This window comes from Sphingopyxis sp., assembly GCF_051861155.1.
Taxonomy (GTDB): Bacteria; Pseudomonadota; Alphaproteobacteria; order Sphingomonadales; family Sphingomonadaceae; genus Sphingopyxis.
On sequence record NZ_JBHYDE010000002.1, the window covers coordinates 498,110 to 516,285 of the forward strand.

General features: G+C 64.1%; 22 protein-coding genes. 15 read left to right on the plus strand and 7 right to left on the minus strand.

From position 1 onward, the window contains the following. The first annotated feature begins 42 nt into the window (after window positions 1-42). From ACTIFP_RS05605 to ACTIFP_RS05625, 5 genes are all read left to right on the plus strand, one after another. Window positions 43-363, plus strand: coding sequence for an AtpZ/AtpI family protein (locus tag ACTIFP_RS05605; protein WP_439567720.1), 321 nt, complete (start codon window positions 43-45; stop codon window positions 361-363). 66 nt (window positions 364-429) lie between these two features. Further along, window positions 430-1,215 carry a F0F1 ATP synthase subunit A gene (locus ACTIFP_RS05610; protein ID WP_439567721.1) on the plus strand — a complete coding sequence of 262 codons (786 nt, stop codon included), beginning with the start codon at window positions 430-432 and terminating at the stop codon, window positions 1,213-1,215. A 42-nt stretch (window positions 1,216-1,257) separates the two neighbouring features. Continuing rightward, window positions 1,258-1,485 carry a F0F1 ATP synthase subunit C gene (locus ACTIFP_RS05615; protein WP_003044110.1) on the plus strand — a complete coding sequence of 76 codons (228 nt, stop codon included), beginning with the start codon at window positions 1,258-1,260 and terminating at the stop codon, window positions 1,483-1,485. A gap of 80 nt (window positions 1,486-1,565) precedes the next feature. Next, window positions 1,566-2,066: a F0F1 ATP synthase subunit B family protein gene (locus tag ACTIFP_RS05620; protein ID WP_439567722.1), complete on the plus strand. Its 501-nt coding sequence runs from the start codon at window positions 1,566-1,568 to the stop codon at window positions 2,064-2,066. After that, window positions 2,059-2,601: a F0F1 ATP synthase subunit B family protein gene (locus ACTIFP_RS05625; RefSeq protein WP_439567723.1), complete on the plus strand. Its 543-nt coding sequence runs from the start codon at window positions 2,059-2,061 to the stop codon at window positions 2,599-2,601. Before ACTIFP_RS05620 ends, ACTIFP_RS05625 begins: the two co-directional genes overlap by 8 nt. A 337-nt stretch (window positions 2,602-2,938) precedes the next feature. Here ACTIFP_RS05625 and ACTIFP_RS05630 read toward each other — a convergent pair whose 3' ends face one another. Beyond that, a complete protein-coding gene (locus tag ACTIFP_RS05630; protein WP_439567724.1) occupies window positions 2,939-3,658 on the minus strand; it encodes an SDR family oxidoreductase in 720 nt (239 codons plus the stop codon). A 68-nt stretch (window positions 3,659-3,726) separates the two neighbouring features. On the opposite strand from ACTIFP_RS05630, the gene uvrC reads away from it, so the two are divergent. Genes uvrC through ACTIFP_RS05670 form a run of 8 tightly spaced genes read left to right on the plus strand, consistent with a single transcriptional unit; the run spans window position 3,727 to window position 11,165 of the window. Continuing rightward, window positions 3,727-5,664, plus strand: coding sequence for an excinuclease ABC subunit UvrC (gene uvrC, locus ACTIFP_RS05635; protein ID WP_439567725.1), 1,938 nt, complete (start codon window positions 3,727-3,729; stop codon window positions 5,662-5,664). Window positions 5,665-5,715: 51 nt separating this feature from the next. Further along, window positions 5,716-6,108, plus strand: coding sequence for a PaaI family thioesterase (locus ACTIFP_RS05640; protein WP_439567726.1), 393 nt, complete (start codon window positions 5,716-5,718; stop codon window positions 6,106-6,108). Between the two features lie 21 nt (window positions 6,109-6,129). Then, on the plus strand, window positions 6,130-6,915 hold the full coding sequence (locus ACTIFP_RS05645; RefSeq protein WP_439567727.1) for a putative phage abortive infection protein: 786 nt from the start codon (window positions 6,130-6,132) through the stop codon (window positions 6,913-6,915). Continuing rightward, complete coding sequence (gene recO / locus ACTIFP_RS05650; protein ID WP_439567728.1) at window positions 6,915-7,652, plus strand: DNA repair protein RecO; 738 nt, start codon at window positions 6,915-6,917, stop codon at window positions 7,650-7,652. The genes ACTIFP_RS05645 and recO overlap by 1 nt, the downstream gene beginning before the upstream one ends. A 48-nt stretch (window positions 7,653-7,700) precedes the next feature. Then, window positions 7,701-8,747 (plus strand): 3-isopropylmalate dehydrogenase, encoded by a 1,047-nt coding sequence (gene leuB, locus ACTIFP_RS05655; protein WP_439567729.1) that lies wholly within the window; start codon window positions 7,701-7,703, stop codon window positions 8,745-8,747. A 5-nt stretch (window positions 8,748-8,752) separates the two neighbouring features. Then, window positions 8,753-9,958: a trans-sulfuration enzyme family protein gene (locus tag ACTIFP_RS05660; RefSeq protein WP_439567730.1), complete on the plus strand. Its 1,206-nt coding sequence runs from the start codon at window positions 8,753-8,755 to the stop codon at window positions 9,956-9,958. A 17-nt stretch (window positions 9,959-9,975) separates the two neighbouring features. Continuing rightward, entirely contained in the window at window positions 9,976-10,377 is a 402-nt protein-coding gene (gene apaG / locus ACTIFP_RS05665) for a Co2+/Mg2+ efflux protein ApaG (RefSeq protein ID WP_137751776.1), read from the plus strand. Further along, window positions 10,374-11,165, plus strand: a complete 792-nt coding sequence (locus ACTIFP_RS05670) for a LysR family transcriptional regulator (protein WP_439567731.1) — start codon at window positions 10,374-10,376, stop codon at window positions 11,163-11,165. The genes apaG and ACTIFP_RS05670 overlap by 4 nt, the downstream gene beginning before the upstream one ends. An 18-nt stretch (window positions 11,166-11,183) precedes the next feature. Here the strand turns inward: ACTIFP_RS05670 and ACTIFP_RS05675 are convergent, their stop codons facing one another. Both ACTIFP_RS05675 and parE read right to left on the minus strand, forming a co-directional pair. After that, window positions 11,184-12,494, minus strand: a complete 1,311-nt coding sequence (locus tag ACTIFP_RS05675; protein WP_439567732.1) for a serine hydrolase — start codon at window positions 12,492-12,494, stop codon at window positions 11,184-11,186. Between the two features lie 34 nt (window positions 12,495-12,528). Next, on the minus strand, window positions 12,529-14,508 hold the full coding sequence (gene parE, locus ACTIFP_RS05680; protein ID WP_439567733.1) for a DNA topoisomerase IV subunit B: 1,980 nt from the start codon (window positions 14,506-14,508) through the stop codon (window positions 12,529-12,531). 169 nt (window positions 14,509-14,677) lie between these two features. Between parE and ACTIFP_RS05685 the strand changes: the two genes are divergently transcribed. Beyond that, the gene (locus tag ACTIFP_RS05685; protein WP_439567734.1) at window positions 14,678-15,511 is read left to right on the plus strand and encodes an outer membrane protein; all 834 of its coding nucleotides are present in this window, start codon (window positions 14,678-14,680) and stop codon (window positions 15,509-15,511) included. 54 nt (window positions 15,512-15,565) lie between these two features. On the opposite strand, the gene ACTIFP_RS05690 is transcribed toward ACTIFP_RS05685, so the two are convergent. The 3 genes from ACTIFP_RS05690 to ACTIFP_RS05700 are packed head-to-tail and all read right to left on the minus strand — an operon-like array spanning window position 15,566 to window position 16,805. Then, the gene (locus ACTIFP_RS05690) at window positions 15,566-15,967 is read right to left on the minus strand and encodes a PaaI family thioesterase (protein ID WP_439567735.1); all 402 of its coding nucleotides are present in this window, start codon (window positions 15,965-15,967) and stop codon (window positions 15,566-15,568) included. Between the two features lie 10 nt (window positions 15,968-15,977). After that, window positions 15,978-16,670 (minus strand): GcrA family cell cycle regulator, encoded by a 693-nt coding sequence (locus ACTIFP_RS05695; RefSeq protein WP_439567736.1) that lies wholly within the window; start codon window positions 16,668-16,670, stop codon window positions 15,978-15,980. Between the two features lie 3 nt (window positions 16,671-16,673). Further along, the gene (locus ACTIFP_RS05700; protein WP_439567737.1) at window positions 16,674-16,805 is read right to left on the minus strand and encodes a hypothetical protein; all 132 of its coding nucleotides are present in this window, start codon (window positions 16,803-16,805) and stop codon (window positions 16,674-16,676) included. Between ACTIFP_RS05700 and ACTIFP_RS05705 the strand changes: the two genes are divergently transcribed. After that, window positions 16,788-17,660, plus strand: a complete 873-nt coding sequence (locus ACTIFP_RS05705) for an ABC transporter permease (RefSeq protein ID WP_439567738.1) — start codon at window positions 16,788-16,790, stop codon at window positions 17,658-17,660. The two genes, ACTIFP_RS05700 and ACTIFP_RS05705, sit on opposite strands and share 18 nt — an antisense overlap. Before the next feature lie 6 nt (window positions 17,661-17,666). Here the strand turns inward: ACTIFP_RS05705 and hspQ are convergent, their stop codons facing one another. Next, the gene (gene hspQ, locus ACTIFP_RS05710; protein WP_439567739.1) at window positions 17,667-18,041 is read right to left on the minus strand and encodes a heat shock protein HspQ; all 375 of its coding nucleotides are present in this window, start codon (window positions 18,039-18,041) and stop codon (window positions 17,667-17,669) included. Window positions 18,042-18,176: the final 135 nt, after the last annotated feature.

Below are 18,176 nucleotides of genomic sequence, written 5' to 3' on the forward strand. Positions count from 1 at the left end.
GAATCGGGCTTTTCCGGTTCTGTTTCAGGAGGATGGCGCAAGATGACGGGGAACGGCAGCGATCCGGAACTTGGCTCGGAGGATTCGCGCCTGGTCTCGCTCGAAGAGCGATTGGACCGGGCCGAAGCCGCAGAAGCAAAGCGGACCGCGGTGAACGCCGGACCGGAATCCGATGCCAATTACCGGCTCGGCAACCGCGTCCTGGCCGAACTGCTGGGCGGATTGATCGGTGGCGGGCTGTTCGGCTGGCTGATCGACCGGTTCGCGGATACGTCGCCCTGGGGTTTGTTGGTGATGTTGTTCATGGGCATAATCGTGGCCTTCCGGAACATCATTCGGCTATCCAAGACGCCGCGCAAATAGCGGGGCGCAAAAGATATTTTCAGCGAGACGGCGACCAGCCGCCTCGCCAGACGCGTGGAGTGAAGAGTGGCGGCGGAATCCGGCAAGATCGACCCGATGCACCAGTTCGAGGTGACCCCGCTTGGCGGTGGTTTCAACCTCGGCGGGCATGAAGTCCTGTTCACCAACAGCGCGCTGTGGATGGTGATCGCGGCGATCGCGCTCGGCCTGTTCATGTGGGGCGGCATGCGCCGCCAGCTCGTTCCGGGCCGCTGGCAGGCCGCGGTCGAAGGCTTCACCGGCTTCATTTCGAGCATGATGATGGCGAATATCGGCAGCGAAGGACGCAAATATACGCCTTATGTCTTCTCGCTGTTCATGTTCATCCTGTTCTGCAACCTGCTCGGCATGTTGCCGCTGGGCGTGCTGGGGCTGCACCCCTTCACCGTCACCAGCCATATCGCGATCACCGGCGTATTGGCGCTGATCAGCTTTGCGATCGTCCTGGTCGTCGGCTTCTGGCGCCACGGCCTGCACTTCTTCTCGCTGTTCGTGCCGCACGGCACGCCGCTGCCGATGATCCCGATCATCGCGCCGATCGAGTTCGTGTCGTTCATGGTCCGCCCGTTCAGCCTCGGCCTGCGTCTGTTCGTCGCGATGACCGCGGGTCACGTTCTGCTGAAGGTGCTGTCGGGCTTTGTGATCAACGGCTTCAATGCCGAAACGCTTTGGCTCGGTTCGATCGTGTCGGTGCTCAGCTTCATCCTGATGATCGGGATCAGCGCGCTTGAGCTGCTGGTTGCCGGCATCCAGGCTTATGTTTTCGCCCTGTTGACCTCGCTGTACATCAACGACGCGGTCAATCTTCACTAAGTTACGTTTACTTTCAAACGATTATACCAAGGAGTAGTTATAATGGACGCAGAAGCAGCAAAGCTGATCGGTGCCGGTCTGGCAGCCATCGGTGCCGGCATGGCCGCCATCGGCGTGGGCAACGTGTTCGGCAGCTTCCTCGAAAGCGCGCTGCGCAACCCGGCAGCCGCCGACGGCCAGCAGGGTCGCCTGTTCATCGGCTTCGCCGCTGCCGAACTTCTCGGCCTGCTGGCGTTCGTCGTTGCGATGATCCTGCTGTTCGTCGTCTGATTGCGACTATCGGGTGATGCCGATCCCGGCGGGATCGGCGTTTCCTTGCAGGTTTTTCAGTAAGTTAAGGCTCGCCTTCCATGCCTCAAATAGCCCAGCTCACCGCTGACAATTGGTATCTTGCCTCGCAGCTCTTTTGGCTGCTGATCGTTTTTGCCGGAATTTACCTGGTGATCGGTCGCGGCATGTTGCCGAAGATCGAAGCGACCGTCGATGCGCGCGACCGCAAGGTGGCCGACGATCTGGCGGCCGCCAAGGCCGCGCATGCGGCAGCGGACAATCTGGAAGAAAGCTACCGCCAGCAGAGCGACGCGAGCCGCGTCGCGGCGCAGAAGGCGGTCGCCGACGCCAAGGACAAGGCCGCCAAGGACGCCGAAAAGCGTCTGGCCAAGGTCGATGCCGAGGTGGGGGACAAGCTGGCAGCAGCCGAAGCCGACATCGCGGCGGCGCGCAAGTCGGCGATGGCCGAGATCGAATCGGTCGCGGCCGAAGCAGCGGGCGACCTGGTTGCCAAGCTGTCGGGCGTGAAAGTCGGCGCGGCGGACGCCAAGGCGGCGGTAAAGGCGGTGCTCCATGGCTAATTTCGGTCTCATCCTGTCGGAAGCGGCAGGCGAAGCGCACGCCGCGCCGACCGCGTTCGGCATGGACGCGACGGTCTGGGTATCGATCGCGATGCTCGTATTCCTCGGTATCCTCGTCTGGAAAGGCGTGCCGGGAGCGATTGCCGCGATGCTCGACAAGCGGATCGCCGAGATTTCGAAGCAGCTGAACGAAGCCGAACAGCTGCGGCTCGACGCCGAATCGCTGAAGGCCGAATATGAGGTAAAGCTCGCCGCCGCGGCGAAGGAAGCCGACGACATGCGCGCCCGCGCTGCAAGCGAAGCCGACACGCTGGTCGCCAAGGCGAAAGCCGACGCCACCGCGCTGATCGGCCGCCGCAAGCAGATGGCCGAAGACCGCATCGCGGCGGCCGAAGCGACCGCGCTGAGCGAAGTCCGCGCCGCGACCGCGAAGGCTGCGACCGCTGCTGCTGCGGCGCTGATTGCCGAAAAGCACGACGCCGCTGCCGACAAGGCGCTGGTCGATCAGGCGATCGCCGGTGTCGCCAAGGGCTGATCGCTCTGACATTGCCGAACACAGAGCGCCCGCGGATTTCCGCGGGCGTTTTGCTGTGGGGTAACGGGCGCACCGGTTGCGGACGGTTGCGGACGTAGGATGTTCTTACTCTCTCTCCTTGTGGGAGAGATACGAAGGCTTGGCAACTTGCTGCCTAGCCGCAGTTGAGAGGGGGTTTACGCCAGCTGGCGGCTCACCCCTCTCCAAGCTTCGCTAGCTCCTGCGGAGCAAGCTGCGCTATCCTCTCCCTCAAGGGAGAGGATTTGGCGACCGCTCCCAGCCCCAAAGCAGACATTCGGTGCGCCAGCCGCGCCATTCCTTCAAACGCCACTGCGCTTCAAAATTTGATCATGATCCGCCGGGCCAGTGCCGGTGAGAGGCTGTGGACGAACTGCAGCATCTTGACCATGCCGGCATTGACCTCGCTTTTGCCGGTGCGGATACCGCGGACGATTTCGGCGGCGCAGTCGTGCGCGCTCATCTTTTTGCCGCCGCGGCCCGCGGTCATGTTGGTTTCGACGACGGGGGGCAGCGCTTCGATCACCCGGACGTTGCTGTCCTTGAGCAGATGGCGGATCGCCTGCGTATAGCTGCGGAGCCCTGCTTTGGTGGCGCAATAGATCGAGCCGCCGGCCCGCGGCGCGATGGCAAGGCCCGACGTGACGTTGACGATCGCCGCCTCCGGCTGGGTACGCAGCGTCGGGAGCAGGCGCGTGCAAAGCGCGATCGGCGCGTCGAGATTGGTGCGGATGCACAGCGCCGCGCTGTCCAGCGTCGCGACGTCGTCCAGTTCGTAATTGCTGCCAACCCCCGCGTTGTTGACCAGCACCGCGACCGGCTTGCCGGCCACGCCATGCACGACGGCATCGACACCCGCCGCGGTCGACAAATCGCCCGCGATCGTCCCGAACCCCAGCGCTGCCATCGCCTGCAATTTTTCGGCCGAGCGCCCGGTGACGACCACCTCGGCACCCGCGCCCTGCAATTGCAGCGCGATTTCGCGCCCGATGCCGTCACTGCCGCCGGTGACTAAGGCGAGCTTGCCGCGAAGTTCCATAAGACCCCTCCCATGTTTTACCTCGGACACTATGGCGGGTCGCCGCGCCATCGCCTACATGCAAAATCATGGCTCGCCCGAACGCTCCCGACCGATTCAATGAAGAGAAAGCCACTTACGTTATCCGCGGCAGCGACGAGGCGGACGACAAACCCGACCTGGAGCGTGGCGCCGAAGCGATCCGCAATGTTGTTCGCAAATTGCCAACCCGCCCCGGCGTCTATCGCATGCTCGATGCGCGCGGCGACGTGCTGTATGTCGGCAAGGCCAGGGCGCTCAAGAACCGGGTGACCAATTACACCCAGGTCGCGCGGCTGCCGCAGCGGTTGCAGCGCATGGTGTCGCAGACGCGCGCGATGGAGATCGTCACGACGACGAGCGAGGCCGAGGCGCTGTTGCTCGAGGCGCAGCTGATCAAACGCTATCGCCCGCCGTACAATGTGCTGCTGCGCGACGACAAAAGCTTTCCCTTCATCCTGCTGCGCATGGACCATGATTTCCCGCGGGTGCAGAAACATCGCGGCGCGCGGCGCGCCAAGGGGCGTTATTATGGGCCGTTCGCGAGCGCCGGATCGGTCGCCAAGACGCTGAACGCGCTGCAAAAGACGTTCTTGCTGCGCAGCTGCACCGACAGCTTTTTCACCAACCGCTCGCGGCCGTGCCTGCTGTACCAGATCAAGCGGTGCAGTGCCCCGTGCGTCGACCGCATTTCGAAGGAAGATTATGCCGGGCTGGTCGGCGATGCGCAGGATTTCCTCGAAGGCCGCTCGACCGCGGTGCAGAAACGCCTCGGCGATGCGATGACCAAATCGGCCGAGGCGATGGATTTCGAGCAGGCGGCGGTACTGCGCGACCGGCTGAAATCGCTGACCTTCATTCAAGGCAGCCAGTCGGTCCACGCCGACGGTCTGGGTGACGCCGATGTGTTCGCGCTGGCGGCGAAGGGCGGCCAGCTGTGCGTCGCGGGCTTCTTCATCCGCGGCGGCCAGAATTGGGGGCATCGCAGCTTTTTCCCGGCGCATGTGGCGGGGGTTCCCGAGGCCGAGGTGATGGCGAGCTTCCTCATGCAATTTTACGAGGGCGTGCCGCCGCCGAAGCTGATCCTCGTCGATCGCGAGCCCGAGGAGTGTGCGCTGCTCGCCGAGGCACTGGGCGAAAGCGGCAGCCGTAAGGTCGAGATCAGCGTGCCGCAGCGCGGCAACCGCCGCCGCCTGCTCGAACAGGCGGTGCGCAATGCGGGCGAGGAACTCGACCGGCGGCTCGCCGAGAGCAGCTCGCAAGCCAAGCTGGGCCGCGACCTGGCCGAGCTGTTCGATCTGGAAAACCCGCCGCAGCGGATCGAGATTTACGACAACAGCCATATTCAGGGGACCAACGCGCTGGGCGCAATGGTCGTCGCGGGGCCAGAGGGGTGGATCAAGGGCGCCTATCGCAAATTCAACATCAAGCGTGCCGAGACGATGCCCGGCGACGATTTCGCGATGATGCGCGAGGTGTTCCAGCGCCGCTTTGCGCGCGCGATTGAGGAAGATCCCGAACGCAGCAAGGGCGAATGGCCCGACCTGGTACTGATCGACGGCGGCAAGGGACAGGTGTCGGCGGTCGCGGCGGTGTTCGCCGAGCTGGGGATCGACGATCTGCCCTTCGTCGGGGTTGCCAAGGGCCCCGACCGCAACGCCGGGCGCGAGACTTTTTACTGGCCCGACGGGCGCGAATTCACGCTGCCGCCGAACAATGCCGCGCTGTTCTATATCCAGCGCCTGCGCGACGAGGCGCACCGCTTTGCAATCGGCGCGCATCGCGCGAAGCGCGCAAAGGCGATGGGCAGTTCGCCGCTTGACGAGGTGCCAGGCATCGGCCCGTCGCGCAAAAAGGCGCTGCTGATGCACTTCGGCACCGCCCGCGCGGTGCGCGGCGCGAGTCTGGAGGATCTGCAGAAAGCCCCAGGGGTGAGCGCGGCGGTGGCGCAGGCGGTGCATGATTTCTATCATGCGGGGCGTGGATAGTTTTAGCCCCTCCCCTGAAGGGGAGGGGTTCGAAGAGGGAAAGGAAAGACGATGGATTTCGCTGCGATGATGCCCCTGGCCGCCACGCTTGGGGTGACGATCCACGAAGGCGGCAAGGACCGCGTCGCGGGCAAGCTGCCCGTGCGGGCCGACATCTGCACCGCGGGGGGTATCGTCCATGGCGGCGCGATCATGGCTTTTGCCGACTGCCTGGGCGCGGTCGGGGCGTTTCTGACCCTGCCCGAGGGCGCGAGCGGCACCACGACGATCGAGAGCAAGACCAATTTCCTGGGCGCCGGGCCGGTCGGATCGCTGCTGGTCGGCGAAGCGACCCCGGTGAAGATCGGCAAGCGTGTGTCGGTGTGGCAGACGCGCATCGCGACCGAAGACGGCGCCGACGTCGCGCTGGTGACGCAGACGCAGCTGGTGCTTTGGCCAGCCTGAATGGCGAAAGGAAAAGGGACAATGAGCAAATGGATATTAGCGGTCGCTCTGATATTCGTCGTTTACGCTCTCGCAGTCTTGGCAAGTGGGATGGGGATCAATCCCACTGGAATTGAATGGAAATTCAACAATTCTGGCCAGTTCGGCGATTCCTTTGGACCTCTAAGCTCGATATTCGCCTGCATAGCAGCGATCAGTGCTTTTCTGGCCTACTCCGAGCAGCGGAACGAACTGACCAGAGTAAAGTTGGCTTATGACGAAGAGAAGGATCGTGCAGAGAAACGCGATTTCGAAAACATGTTCTTTCACTTATTAGAAATGAAAAAAAGTGCGCTCAACGCGGTAACAGTGGGTTCTGCCGACGCAGGCACCACGGGCGCGAATGCAGTCGACGCAATCATGAACGGAGTTCGCGATTCCCAAGATGATCCCGACATGCTGGGTAGTACGTATAAAGCGTCGTATTATATCTACCGAAATGTGCTGTCTTCCTATTTGCGGACCTGTTATCATGTTGTTAAATATATAGATCAATCCAACTTAGTCGAAAATGGCGTCTATGCACGGATTTTCCGGGCGTCATTGAGTAATTCGGAGATCGTGCTGATCGGCGTGAATGCGGCGGTCGGTGGAGGGAAAGAAAAGTTCAAGCCTCTCATAGAAAAATACGCCCTTTTACATAACATATCTGCATCCGACGCCAGCTTTTATGGACTTCTCGACGCTTTCAACGTAGATGCGTTCGGTAATCGCGACATTGCTAAAGAAATCGCTAGCGGGTCCGACGGCCTGCTCAACAAGGACTGATGGCCAGCCTGACCGCCCCCGCCATCGTCTGCGCGGTGCGCGCGCATGGCGAGCATGGCGCGATCCTGCGCGCGCTGACCGAGGAGGCGGGGCTGGTCGCGGGTTATGTGCGCGGCGGTCGATCGACGCGGCTGCGCCCGATCTTGATGGCCGGCAATTTGGTCGCGCTCGAACTGCGCGCGCGCACCGACGAGCAATTGGCGAGCGCGACGGCTGAGCTGCTGGCGAGCCGCGCGCCGCTGCTCGCCGAACCGCTGGCGGCGTCGGCGATCGACTGGGTGACCAGCGTCACCGCGTCGATCCTGCCCGAAAGCCAACCCTATCCGGCGCTCTATGCAGCGCTGTCGGGGTTGCTCGATGCGATCGGCGTCGCGTCGTCGGCGCGGCAATGGGCGGGCGCGCTGGCCCGGTACGAGCAATTGCTGCTTGCCGAACTGGGGTTCGGAATGAACCTCGACGAATGCGTCGTGACAGGCTCCACCCAAGAGCTGGGGTTTGTCAGCCCGAAATCGGGGGGTGCGGTGAGCGCCGCCGCCGCGGCAGGCTATGAAGCGCGGCTGATGCGCCTGCCGCCGTTCCTGCATGGTGCGGATGCGAACCCGTCCTTGCCCGATGTGATCGACGGACTGGCGATCACCGGCCACTTTCTCGATCGCGACCTGCTCGACGGGCGCAACCGCGACTTGCTGTCCGTAAGGGAAAGATTGATCGATCGGCTGGGCAGGGCGGTTGCGTGACGCGCCGCCGCTGTCTAAGCGGCGGGCGAGACACGAAAGGGCGACGAGTTGAAAATCCTGCTGCTGGCTGGTGACGGTATCGGTCCGGAGATCATGGTGGAGGCCGAGAAGGTGCTGGCCGCGCTCGCCGTTCCGGTGACGCTCGACCGCGCGCTGGTCGGCGGCGCGGCCTATGCGGCGACCGGCCATCCGCTGCCGCCCGAGACGCTGGCGAAAGCGAAGGCGGCTGACGCGATCCTGTTCGGTGCGGTCGGCGATCCGCGCTTCGATAATGTCGAACGTCATTTGCGCCCCGAGCAGGCGATATTGGGGCTGCGCGCCGAACTCGGCTTGTTCGCCAATCTGCGTCCCGCAAAGATGTTTGCCGGGCTGGAGGACAGCTCGGCGCTGCGCCCTGAAGTGGCATCGGCGATCGACCTGCTGATCGTTCGCGAGCTCAATGGCGACGTCTATTTCGGCGAAAAAGGTGCGCGCACGACCGCTGATGGACAGCGCGAAGGCTATGACATCATGTCCTATAGCGAGAGCGAAGTGCGGCGCATCGCGCATGTCGCGTTCCGCGCGGCGCAGGGACGGCGTGGGCGGCTCTGCTCGGTCGACAAGGCGAATGTGCTGGAAACATCGCAGCTGTGGCGCGATGTGGTGATCGAAGTGGCGGCCGATTATCCCGATGTGGCGTTAAGCCATATGTATGTCGACAACGCCGCGATGCAGCTGGTGCGCAACCCGGGCCAGTTCGACGTCGTCGTCACCGGCAATCTGTTCGGCGACATCCTGTCCGATCAGGCGTCGATGTGCGTCGGGTCGATAGGCCTGCTCGCCTCGGCATCGCTCAGCGAAGGCACGCAGGGGCTGTACGAGCCGATCCACGGCAGCGCGCCTGATATTGCGGGCGAGGGCATTGCCAACCCGCTGGCGATGATCCTGTCGCTCGCCATGCTGCTGCGCCATTCGGGCGGCGATGAGGCGAGCGCGGCGCGAATCGAGGCGGCGGTGGCCAAGGTGTTGGCCGATGGGTGCCGCGGCGCCGACCTGGGCGGGACTATGGCCACGGCGGCGCTGGGCGATGCGGTCGTGGCGGCTTTGAACGGATAGATGGCATGAAAAAGACCACAGGTTTCGATCGCAGCACCACCCGCCACTGGCACCCCGCGACGCAGGCGGTACGCGGCGGTACCTGGCGCAGCGAGCATGGCGAGACGTCGGAGGCGCTGTTCCTGACGTCGGGCTATACCTATGACGATGCCGAAACGGTCGCGGCGCGTTTCGCGGGCGAAGAGGCGGGAATGACCTATTCGCGGCTGCAAAACCCGACCGTGGCGATGCTGGAGGAGCGCATCGCGCTGATGGAGGGCGCCGAGGCGTGCCGGACGCAGGCGACCGGCATGGCGGCGATGACCACCGCGCTGCTGTGCCAGCTGTCGGCGGGCGACCATATCGTTGCGGCGAAAGCGGCGTTCGGCTCGTGCCGCTGGCTTGTCGACCAGCTGTGCCCGCGTTTCGGGATCGAAACGACGGTGGTCGACGGGCGCGACAATGATGCTTGGGAAAAGGCCATCAAGTCAAACACCAAGGTCTTTTTCTTCGAAACGCCCGCCAATCCGACGATGGACATCGTCGACATGAAACATGTCTGCAGCGTCGCGCAAGCGCACGGCATCACGACGGTGGTCGACAATGCCTTTGCCACGAGCGTGCTTCAACGCCCGATGGACTTCGGCGCCGACGTCGTCGCCTATTCGGCGACCAAGCTGATGGAGGGGCAGGGGCGTGTGCTCGCGGGTGCGGTGTGCGGGACCGAAAAATTCATCAACGACGTGCTGCTGCCGTTTCAGCGCAACACCGGCCCCAACCTGTCGCCCTTCAACGCCTGGGTGGTGCTCAAGGGGCTCGAAACGCTCGACCTGCGCGCGCGGCGCCAGTCGGAGAACGCGCTGGCGGTCGGCAAGTTCGTCGAAAAGCGGGTGCCCAAGATGCTGCATCCCGGCCTCGCCAGCCATCCGCAGCATAGTCTGGCGATGAGCCAGATGGAGGCATGCGGGCCGATCTTTTCGTTCATCCTCGAGGACCGCAAGCAGGCGATGGCGCTGCTCAACGCGCTCGAACTCGTCGATATTTCGAACAATATCGGCGATTCGCGCAGCCTGTGCTGTCATCCGGCATCGACCACGCATTACAGCGTCAGCGCCGAAGCGCGGGCCGACATGGGGGTGGTTGACGGCATGTTGCGGATCAACATCGGCCTGGAAGATCCGCGCGACCTGATCGCCGATCTGGACCAGGCATTGACCAGGGTCGGGCTTTAGTGGAATCTGGCGCGGCGATGATCGACTCCTTCTTTCCCTTTGCGGCGACCACCGGACCCGTCACCGTGCGCGTGTCGGTCAGCTATCTGCCCGAACAGTCGCACCCGGCGCTCGGGCGCTGGTTCTGGGCCTATCATGTCCGGATCGAGAATCATGGCGACGTCGCGGTCCAGCTGATCAGCCGTCACTGGCGGATCAGTGACGGGCGCGGCCAGATCAGCGAAGTCGAGGGCGAGGGCGTTGTTGGCGAGCAGCCGCTGATCGCGCCCGGCGGCGCCTATGACTATGTATCGGGCTGCCCGCTGCCGACCCCCGAAGGGTCGATGGTCGGCAGCTACACGATGGAAGTCGGCGATGGATCGCAGATGCTGATCGCGATCCCGCATTTCCCGCTCGTGGCGCCTGCGACCGCGGCATGAAGCGCACCCACCTGCCGCTGAACGCGCTGCGCGTGTTCGATGCCGCGGCCCGGCACCTCAGCTTCACGCGCGCCGCCGACGAGCTGGCGGTGACTCCTGCCGCGGTCGGGCAACAAATCCGTGCGCTCGAGGATATGCTCGGCGTGGTGTTGTTCCGCCGTACACCGAAGGGGCTGGAGCTCACCGGTGAAGCCGAGGCCGGGCTCGATGCCTTGCGCCAGGGCTTCCTGCAATTCGAAGAATCGGTGCGCGCGATGCAGGCGGGGCAATCGTCGCAGTCGCTGACGATCGCGGCGCCGCGCGACCTGACCGCCAAATGGCTCGCCCCGCGGCTGGCGCGCTACAGCCAGCAGGCGCCCGATGTGCGCTTCACTTTGGTGTCGGCCGACGGCGGGATCGATTTCACCGAGGCCAATCTGGATCTCGCGATTTTCTGGACCGATGGTGCGGGCGAGCATGAGGGCGTCGCGCTCGCCGATGCGTTGATGGTCACCGTCGCTGGCCCGGGCAGCAACAGCGACACGCGGATTGCCTGGCCCGGTTGCCCGGTCGCCGACGGCGAACCGGCGCTGCGGCTGGGCGATGCAGGCCTCGCGATCGACGCCGCGGCCAATGGGCTCGGCCAGGCGAATGTCCCCGCGATGCTGGCCGAGTCCGATATAGCGTCGGGTCGCGTGCGCCAGATCGGCGAGCTTGTCGCGGTGAAGCGCGGGTACTGGCTGGTCGCGCCGACGCCGCAATGGCGGCAGGCCAAGGTCAAGGCGCTCGTCGCCGCGTTGACGGCGTAAACATCATCTGACAGTCGGCTATTTCGCTGCCAGCGCCAGCAGTCGGGTGACCAGCCCGACCATCGTGTCCGTAGTGACCGGTGCGTCCGGGTTGTTCCAGCTGGCGGTGACCATGAACCACTTGCCGTCGGCCTTGCGCTGGCCGAGCAGGCTCATCGAAATCACCCCGAGTTCGGACCCGCCCTTATAGCCGAGCCACGCCCAATCGCGCGTCGCGCCGGGGTTCACGCCCGGATTGATCGCCATCGCCGACATCGCGATCTGCGATTGCCGCTTGCGCAGGTCGATCATCAACCGCGCGACGTCGTTCGGGCTCGAAAACCATTCGAGGCTGTCGATAAAGCGAGGTCCACCGGCGAAGCTCACCCCGTCAACATTGGCGAGGACCAGCCGGTCGCGATGGGTGTCGAGCAGGGCGCGCTGCGCCGCGTCGCTGCCTGCGACAAAGGCGGCGCGCTCGCTTTCGAAATTATTGCCCTTGAGCGCAAAGGCTTCAACCGTGGTCAGGAAGGGGATATTGCGCGACGGGTCGCTGTGTCCCGCCGCACGCATCCGCGCCTCGATCGCCTCGCGGCCGAGCAGGTGGATCAGTGTGTCGGTCGCGCTGTTGTCGCTGACCGAGATCATCCAGTTCGCCAGGCTTTGCAGCGTCACCGGCGTATCTTTCGGCCAGTTCGCCGTGCCCATCGACGAAAAACTGAGGTGCGAGAGCGGCACGACATCGGACCAGTGGCGCTTCTTCGCCGCCACCTGCGCCGCGAGTTCGTCGAGGATGTAGAGTTTGAAGGTCGAACCGACCGCGAACTGGCGATCGGGGTTCGCCGCAGCGAGCGGGCGGATCGCGGCGCCCTCGAGTTCCGCGACCAGAAATCCGGTGGCGCCGGGCAGGGCGGCGATTTCGGCGGCCACCTTGGCGAAACTGTCGTCCGCCGCCTCGAACCCGGTCAGGCGCAGGCCGATCACCCGGCCATCGGCGCCTGCGCCGACGTCGAGTAACACCGCGGCGACCCCCTTTTCGAACCGCAGCGACAGCGACCCCGAACGGCCATCGGGCGAAACCGGCTTTTCGACCGCAATCGGATTGCCATATTGCGCGATCAGGCTGGCGGTCATCGCCCTGAACTGCGTTTCGGGCAGCGCGGCTTGGAATGTGGGGTCGAAATAGTCGGCAAAGGCGATCTTGCCATCCAGCATGGCAACCAGTTCCACCGCCCGTCGCTCGAACGCCGTCGTCGTCGTGGCCGCCGTTTCGGGCGACTGAGCCGCGGCGGTTGCCGTTGGCAGCGACAGGGCGATCAAAAGCGCGGCGACGGCGGTTTTACGGAACATCGAAACCCCTTTCGATCGGGCGAACCCGCGCGGGCTAAGCGTCGATTGCTGCCTCGTCGAGTGTCGCGGCATTGGCCTGGATGAACTGGAACCGGTGTTCGGGATGTTTGCCCATCAGCCGGTCGACCAGATCCTTGACCAGATGCCGCTCCTCATATTCCTGCGGCAGCGTGACGCGCAGCATGGATCGCGTCGCCGGGTCCATCGTCGTTTCCTTGAGCTGGTTCGGGTTCATCTCGCCCAGCCCTTTGAAACGCCCGACCTCGACCTTCTTACCCTTGAACTGCGTCGCTTCGAGCTCGGCACGGTGGGCATCGTCGCGCGCATAGGCTGAAACGCTGCCCGCGGTCAGGCGATAGAGCGGCGGCTGCGCCAGATAGACGTGACCGCGGCGGACGATGTCGGGCATTTCCTGAAAGAAGAAGGTCATCAGCAGGGTCGCAATATGCGCCCCGTCGACGTCGGCATCGGTCATGATGACGATCTTTTCGTAGCGCAGCCGGTCGGCGTCGCAATCCTTGCGCATCCCGCAGCCCAAGGCGAGCGCGAGGTCGGCGATTTCCTGATTGGCGCGGATCTTGTCGGCGCTCGCGCTCGCGACGTTCAAAATCTTGCCGCGGATCGGCAGGATCGCTTGGGTCTTTCGGTCGCGCGCCTGCTTGGCGCTGCCGCCAGCGCTGTCGCCTTCAACGATAAACAATTCCGTACCTTCGGGGCCGTCATTCGCACAATCTGTAAGTTTTCCGGGCAGGCGCAGCTTGCGGCCGCTGGTCGCTGTCTTGCGCTTGACCTCGCGCTCGGCCTTGCGCTTCAGCCGCTCGTCCATCCGGTCGAGCACAAGCCCGAGCAGCGCGCGGCCGCGGTCCATATTGTCCGACAGGAAATGGTCGAAATGGTCGCGTACCGCATTCTCGACGAAGCGGGTGGCTTCGGGGCTCGACAGACGGTCCTTGGTCTGGCTCTGGAACTGCGGGTCGCGGATGAACACCGACAGCATCATTTCGCCGCCGTTGAACACATCCTCGGCGGTGATCTGTGCTGCCTTCTTCTGCCCGATCAGCTCGCCGAAACCGCGCAGGCCCTTGGTCAGCGCCGATCGCAGCCCGGCCTCATGCGTGCCGCCGGCGGGGGTCGGAATGGTGTTGCAATACCAGCTGTAACTGCCGTCCGACCACAAAGGCCAGGCGATCGCCCATTCGGCACGTCCCTGATCGCCCGGAAAATCCTGGCGGCCGATAAACGGTTCGGCGGTCGCGCATTCGCGGGTGCCGATCTGTTCCTTCAGATGGTCGGCGAGGCCGCCGGGGAACTGGAAGCTTGCTTCGGCGGGGGTATCGTCGCCGATCAGCTCGGGCGCGCATTTCCAGCGGATTTCGACGCCCGCGAACAAATAGGCCTTGGACCGCGCCATGCGATAGAGGCGCTGCGGCTTGAACCGCCCGTGATCGCCAAAGATTTCGGGATCGGGGACGAAGGACACGCTGGTGCCGCGGCGGTTGGGGGTGGGGCCAAGTTCTTCGAGCCCGCCGACCGGGGTGCCGCGCGCAAAGCGCTGGCGATATAATTGTTTGCCGCGTGCGACCTCGATCTCGGTGTCGATCGACAGCGCGTTGACGACGCTAACCCCGACGCCGTGCAGGCCGCCCGATGTGGCATAGGCCTTACCCTCGAACTTACCGCCCGAATGGAGCGTTGTGAGGATCACCTCCAGCGCCGATTTGCCGGGAAATTTGGGGTGCGGATCGATCGGGATGCCGCGGCCATTGTCGGTGACGGTCAGCCGGTTGCCGACGTCGAGCGTGACTTCGATGCGGTTGGCATGGCCGGCAACCGCCTCGTCCATGCTGTTGTCGATCACCTCGGCGGCAAGGTGGTGCAGCGCGCGCTCGTCAGTGCCACCGATGTACATGCCGGGCCGCCGCCGGACGGGTTCCAGCCCCTCCAGCACCTCGATCTGCGAAGCATTATAGCTGTCGGTGGCCGGGGTCGCGGCGTCGAACAAATCGTGACTCATGTCATGGCTATAGGGGGCGGCAAAGCGCGCTGGCAAGCGCGGTTTTTGGGTGACGGCCCAACCGTTCGCAAACTCGTTTCGTCGAATTTATCAGCGGATACGGAACATTAGCGAAGCCGCTGACGTTTAGCCGCTGACGCAAAGTCACAAAAAAAGCGGAGTAACCAATATGAAACTCGCCTCTCTCCTCGTCGCTTCGGCGGCTTCGATGCTGGCCGTACCGGCCATGGCCCAGGACGGCCGCGACACCTCGCAGGATTTTAACGGTCCCTATATCAGCATTGGCGGCGGCGGTACGTTGCAAGGCAGCGATCGTGGCGAAACCGTCTTGTTCGATACCAACCGCGATGGCACTTATGGCGATCAGGTAACGACTGTCGGTGGTGCCAACGCCTTCTCGACCGGTTTCTGTAACGGTGCGGCGACCAGCAGCGCGAACCGCGACTGCCGCAACGACAAGGACGGCCCGGAATTTTTCGGCCGACTGGGCTTTGACAAACGCATGGGCAACTTTGTGCTCGGCGCGGTCGTCGAGGGTGGCCGCAGCGTCGCCCGCGACAGCGTCAGCGCCTTTTCGACGACGCCCGCCAGTTACACCTTTAGCCGCGAAGCCGATTACCAGGCCAGCGCCCGCCTGCGCGCCGGTTACACGCCGGGCGGCGGGGCGTTGTTCTATGTTACGGGCGGCGGTGCCTACGCCCGGCTCGACAACCGTTTTTCGACCAGCAACGGTGCCAACAGCTTTGCCGATAATGGCAAGACCAACGGCTGGGGCTACGCCGCCGGTGGTGGTGCCGAAGTGATGGTGACCAACAACATCGCGGTCGGCCTCGAATATCTCTACACCGACATCAAGGACGATGATTTTGTCGTCAATGTCGGCCCGGGAACCGCACCGCCGACCAATCCGTTCCTGCTGAACGGTGGCGGGACCGACATGAAGCGCAGCAGCGACAATTTCCGCACCCACAGCGTCCGCGGGACGCTGAGCTTCCGTTTCTAAATCTCAGCGAAAGCGGTAATTGGAAGGCGTCGGGTCGATCGATCCGGCGCCTTTCTATTTTTCGGCGGTGGGCGCCGCGAAAATGGCGAAATTGCCGTTCGCGCTGCTGACCATGCGGCCATCTTGGTAAAGCTTCGCGTCGATATTGGCGACGCGCTTGCCGCGGTGCAGTACCGCGGCTTCGCAGGTCAGTCGGCCTTCGCCGACGCGGATATGATAGTTGAACTTGATTTCCAGCGTCGCGCACCATTGATCGGCGCCCAGCAGGCTGGTCAGCGCGCCGCCCATCGCGGTGTCGGCGAGCGAATAAGCGACGCCGCCATGCGCCGCGCCCTGCGGGCTGAAATGTCGGTGACGCTCGACGTCGATCGCCATGGTGCAGCGTCCATCGCCGCGCTCGACCATTTGCAGGCCGAGCGCACGCGCGAATTCAAACTCCTGCGCGAACGGCTTCACCCAACGCGCCTTAACGAACTCGGGGCCCCCCAAACGGCGGCGGCGGCGGCGGACGGCGCGTACCGCGCGGCAGCTGGGCCTGATAGGCGCGGCCGCAATGTTCCACACAATAAGGGAAGCCGGGATTGACCGCCTGACCACAGAAATGGAAGTCGGGTTCACCCGGATGCCCCATCGGCCAGCGGCAGATGCGGTCGTTGAGGTCGAGCAAGGTCGTCTTGTCGGCGATCTCCGGGCTCGGCTTGGCGGGCACCAGGCGGCGCGGCGGTGCGGGCGGGATCGGCGCCTGCTGGTCGCCCGGACCCTGGCGGATAAAGCCGCCGGGGCCGATCGACACGATGCGCGGCTGATCGGCCTTCGGGGTTTGCTCGCCCACCGAACCGTCGGCGGTTGGCGTATCGACCGTCGGGCGCGCCTCGGCCTTCGGCGGTGCGGTGTTCACCGGGCGGGGCGCGACCGGGGCAGCGGCGCGCGGCGCGGCAGCAGGGGTAACCGGCTTGGGCGCCGGGGTCGCCGCCTTGACGGGTTTGACCTTGTCGGTCGCCTTGACGGGCGAAGGGCGCGATTTCAGGCCCAGGCGATGCGCCTTACCGATCACCGCATTGCGGCTGACGCCGCCGAGTTCGTCGGCGATCTGGCTGGCGGTCAGCCCTTTTTCCCACATGGTGCGCAGGCTTTCGATGCGCTCATCGGTCCATGACATATTCTATTCCTTATCATTCCACGCCGCGGGCATGTCGCGGTCATTGATGCGATCCTTGCGGACCGGCGCCACTGCCCAGCTTGCGGTGAGATCGGGGAGGCGATAGGCGAGAACGCCATGAACGACCAGCCCCAAATTTCGCGACCCGACTCGACCAAATTCGCGGCAACCCCGCCCTTTGCGGAACCGGGGGTGCCGCATATCCGGACGCTCAACGTGCCCGGGATGCAGGCGCTATATGTCAAGGAGGTGCGGCGGTTTTTCAAGGTCCAGCTGCAAACAATCTGGGCACCGGCGATCACCACCCTCCTGTTCCTCGTCATTTTCACCGTCGCGCTGGGCGGCGCGGGGCGTGAAGTCATCGGCGTTCCCTTCGCCGATTTCATCGCGCCGGGGCTGATCATGATGGCAATGCTGCAGAACAGCTTTGCCAATGCCAGTTTTTCGCTGCTCGTCGGCAAGATTCAGGGGACGATTGTCGATTATCTGATGCCGCCGCTCGCGGTCGGCGAACTGATCATCGCGCTGGTCGGCGCCGCGATCACCCGCGCGATCCTCGTCGGTTTCGCCCTGTGGCTGGCGATGCTCCTGTGGCCCGGCGTGCACGTCGGCCCCGACCATCTGTGGGCGGTCGCGGTGTTCGGCGTGCTGGGCGCATCGATGCTCGGCTTTCTCGGCCTCATCACCTCGGTCTGGGCGGAGAAGTTCGACCATGCGGCGGCGGTGACCAACTTTGTTGTCACCCCGCTCGCGCTGCTTTCGGGAACATTCTACTCGGTCGACCGGCTGGCACCGTGGTTCCAGACCGTCGCGCACGGCAATCCCGTCTATTACGCGATCATGGGCTTTCGCTACGGCTTCATCGGCACGGTGGATTCGACGATTCCCAATCCGGTGCTGACCGCAATCCTGGTGCTCGTCGCGGTCAATATCGTGCTGGGGCTGCTGACCTATCGTCTGTTGGCGTCGGGCTGGAAGCTGAAGGCCTGAGCCCGCTCAATGGCGGTGGATGGCGCGGACGCGGTAGCGGCCGTCGTCCAGCCCTTCGAACATCGCCTCGATCTGCGGATGATCGATCGGCCCGCCTTCGGCGTCGGGCACCAGATTCTGCTGGCTGACATAGGCGATATAGGATGAATCGCCGTTTTCGGCGAGCAGGTGATAATAGGGCTGCTCTTTCGCCGGACGGATTTCCTCCGGAATAGCCTCATACCATTCTTCGCTGTTGGCGAAGACCGGGTCGATGTCGAACACGACGCCGCGAAAATCGAACATACGGTGGCGCACGATGTCGCCGGGCGCAAAACTTGCGGCGCCGATCAGCGGTGCGGTGACGGTCGCGGGAAGCTCGGAAGGGGATTCGGTCATCATTGTGTCAATCTATGACGATTCGACGACCGTTCAAGGGCGAGTTGCGGCGCGCGTGCCGCATATGCGGGGCGGCATGTGGTCGATCAGGGAAAAAATGGAGGAGAGTGAGTCCGTAAATTCGAATCACCACGAGCC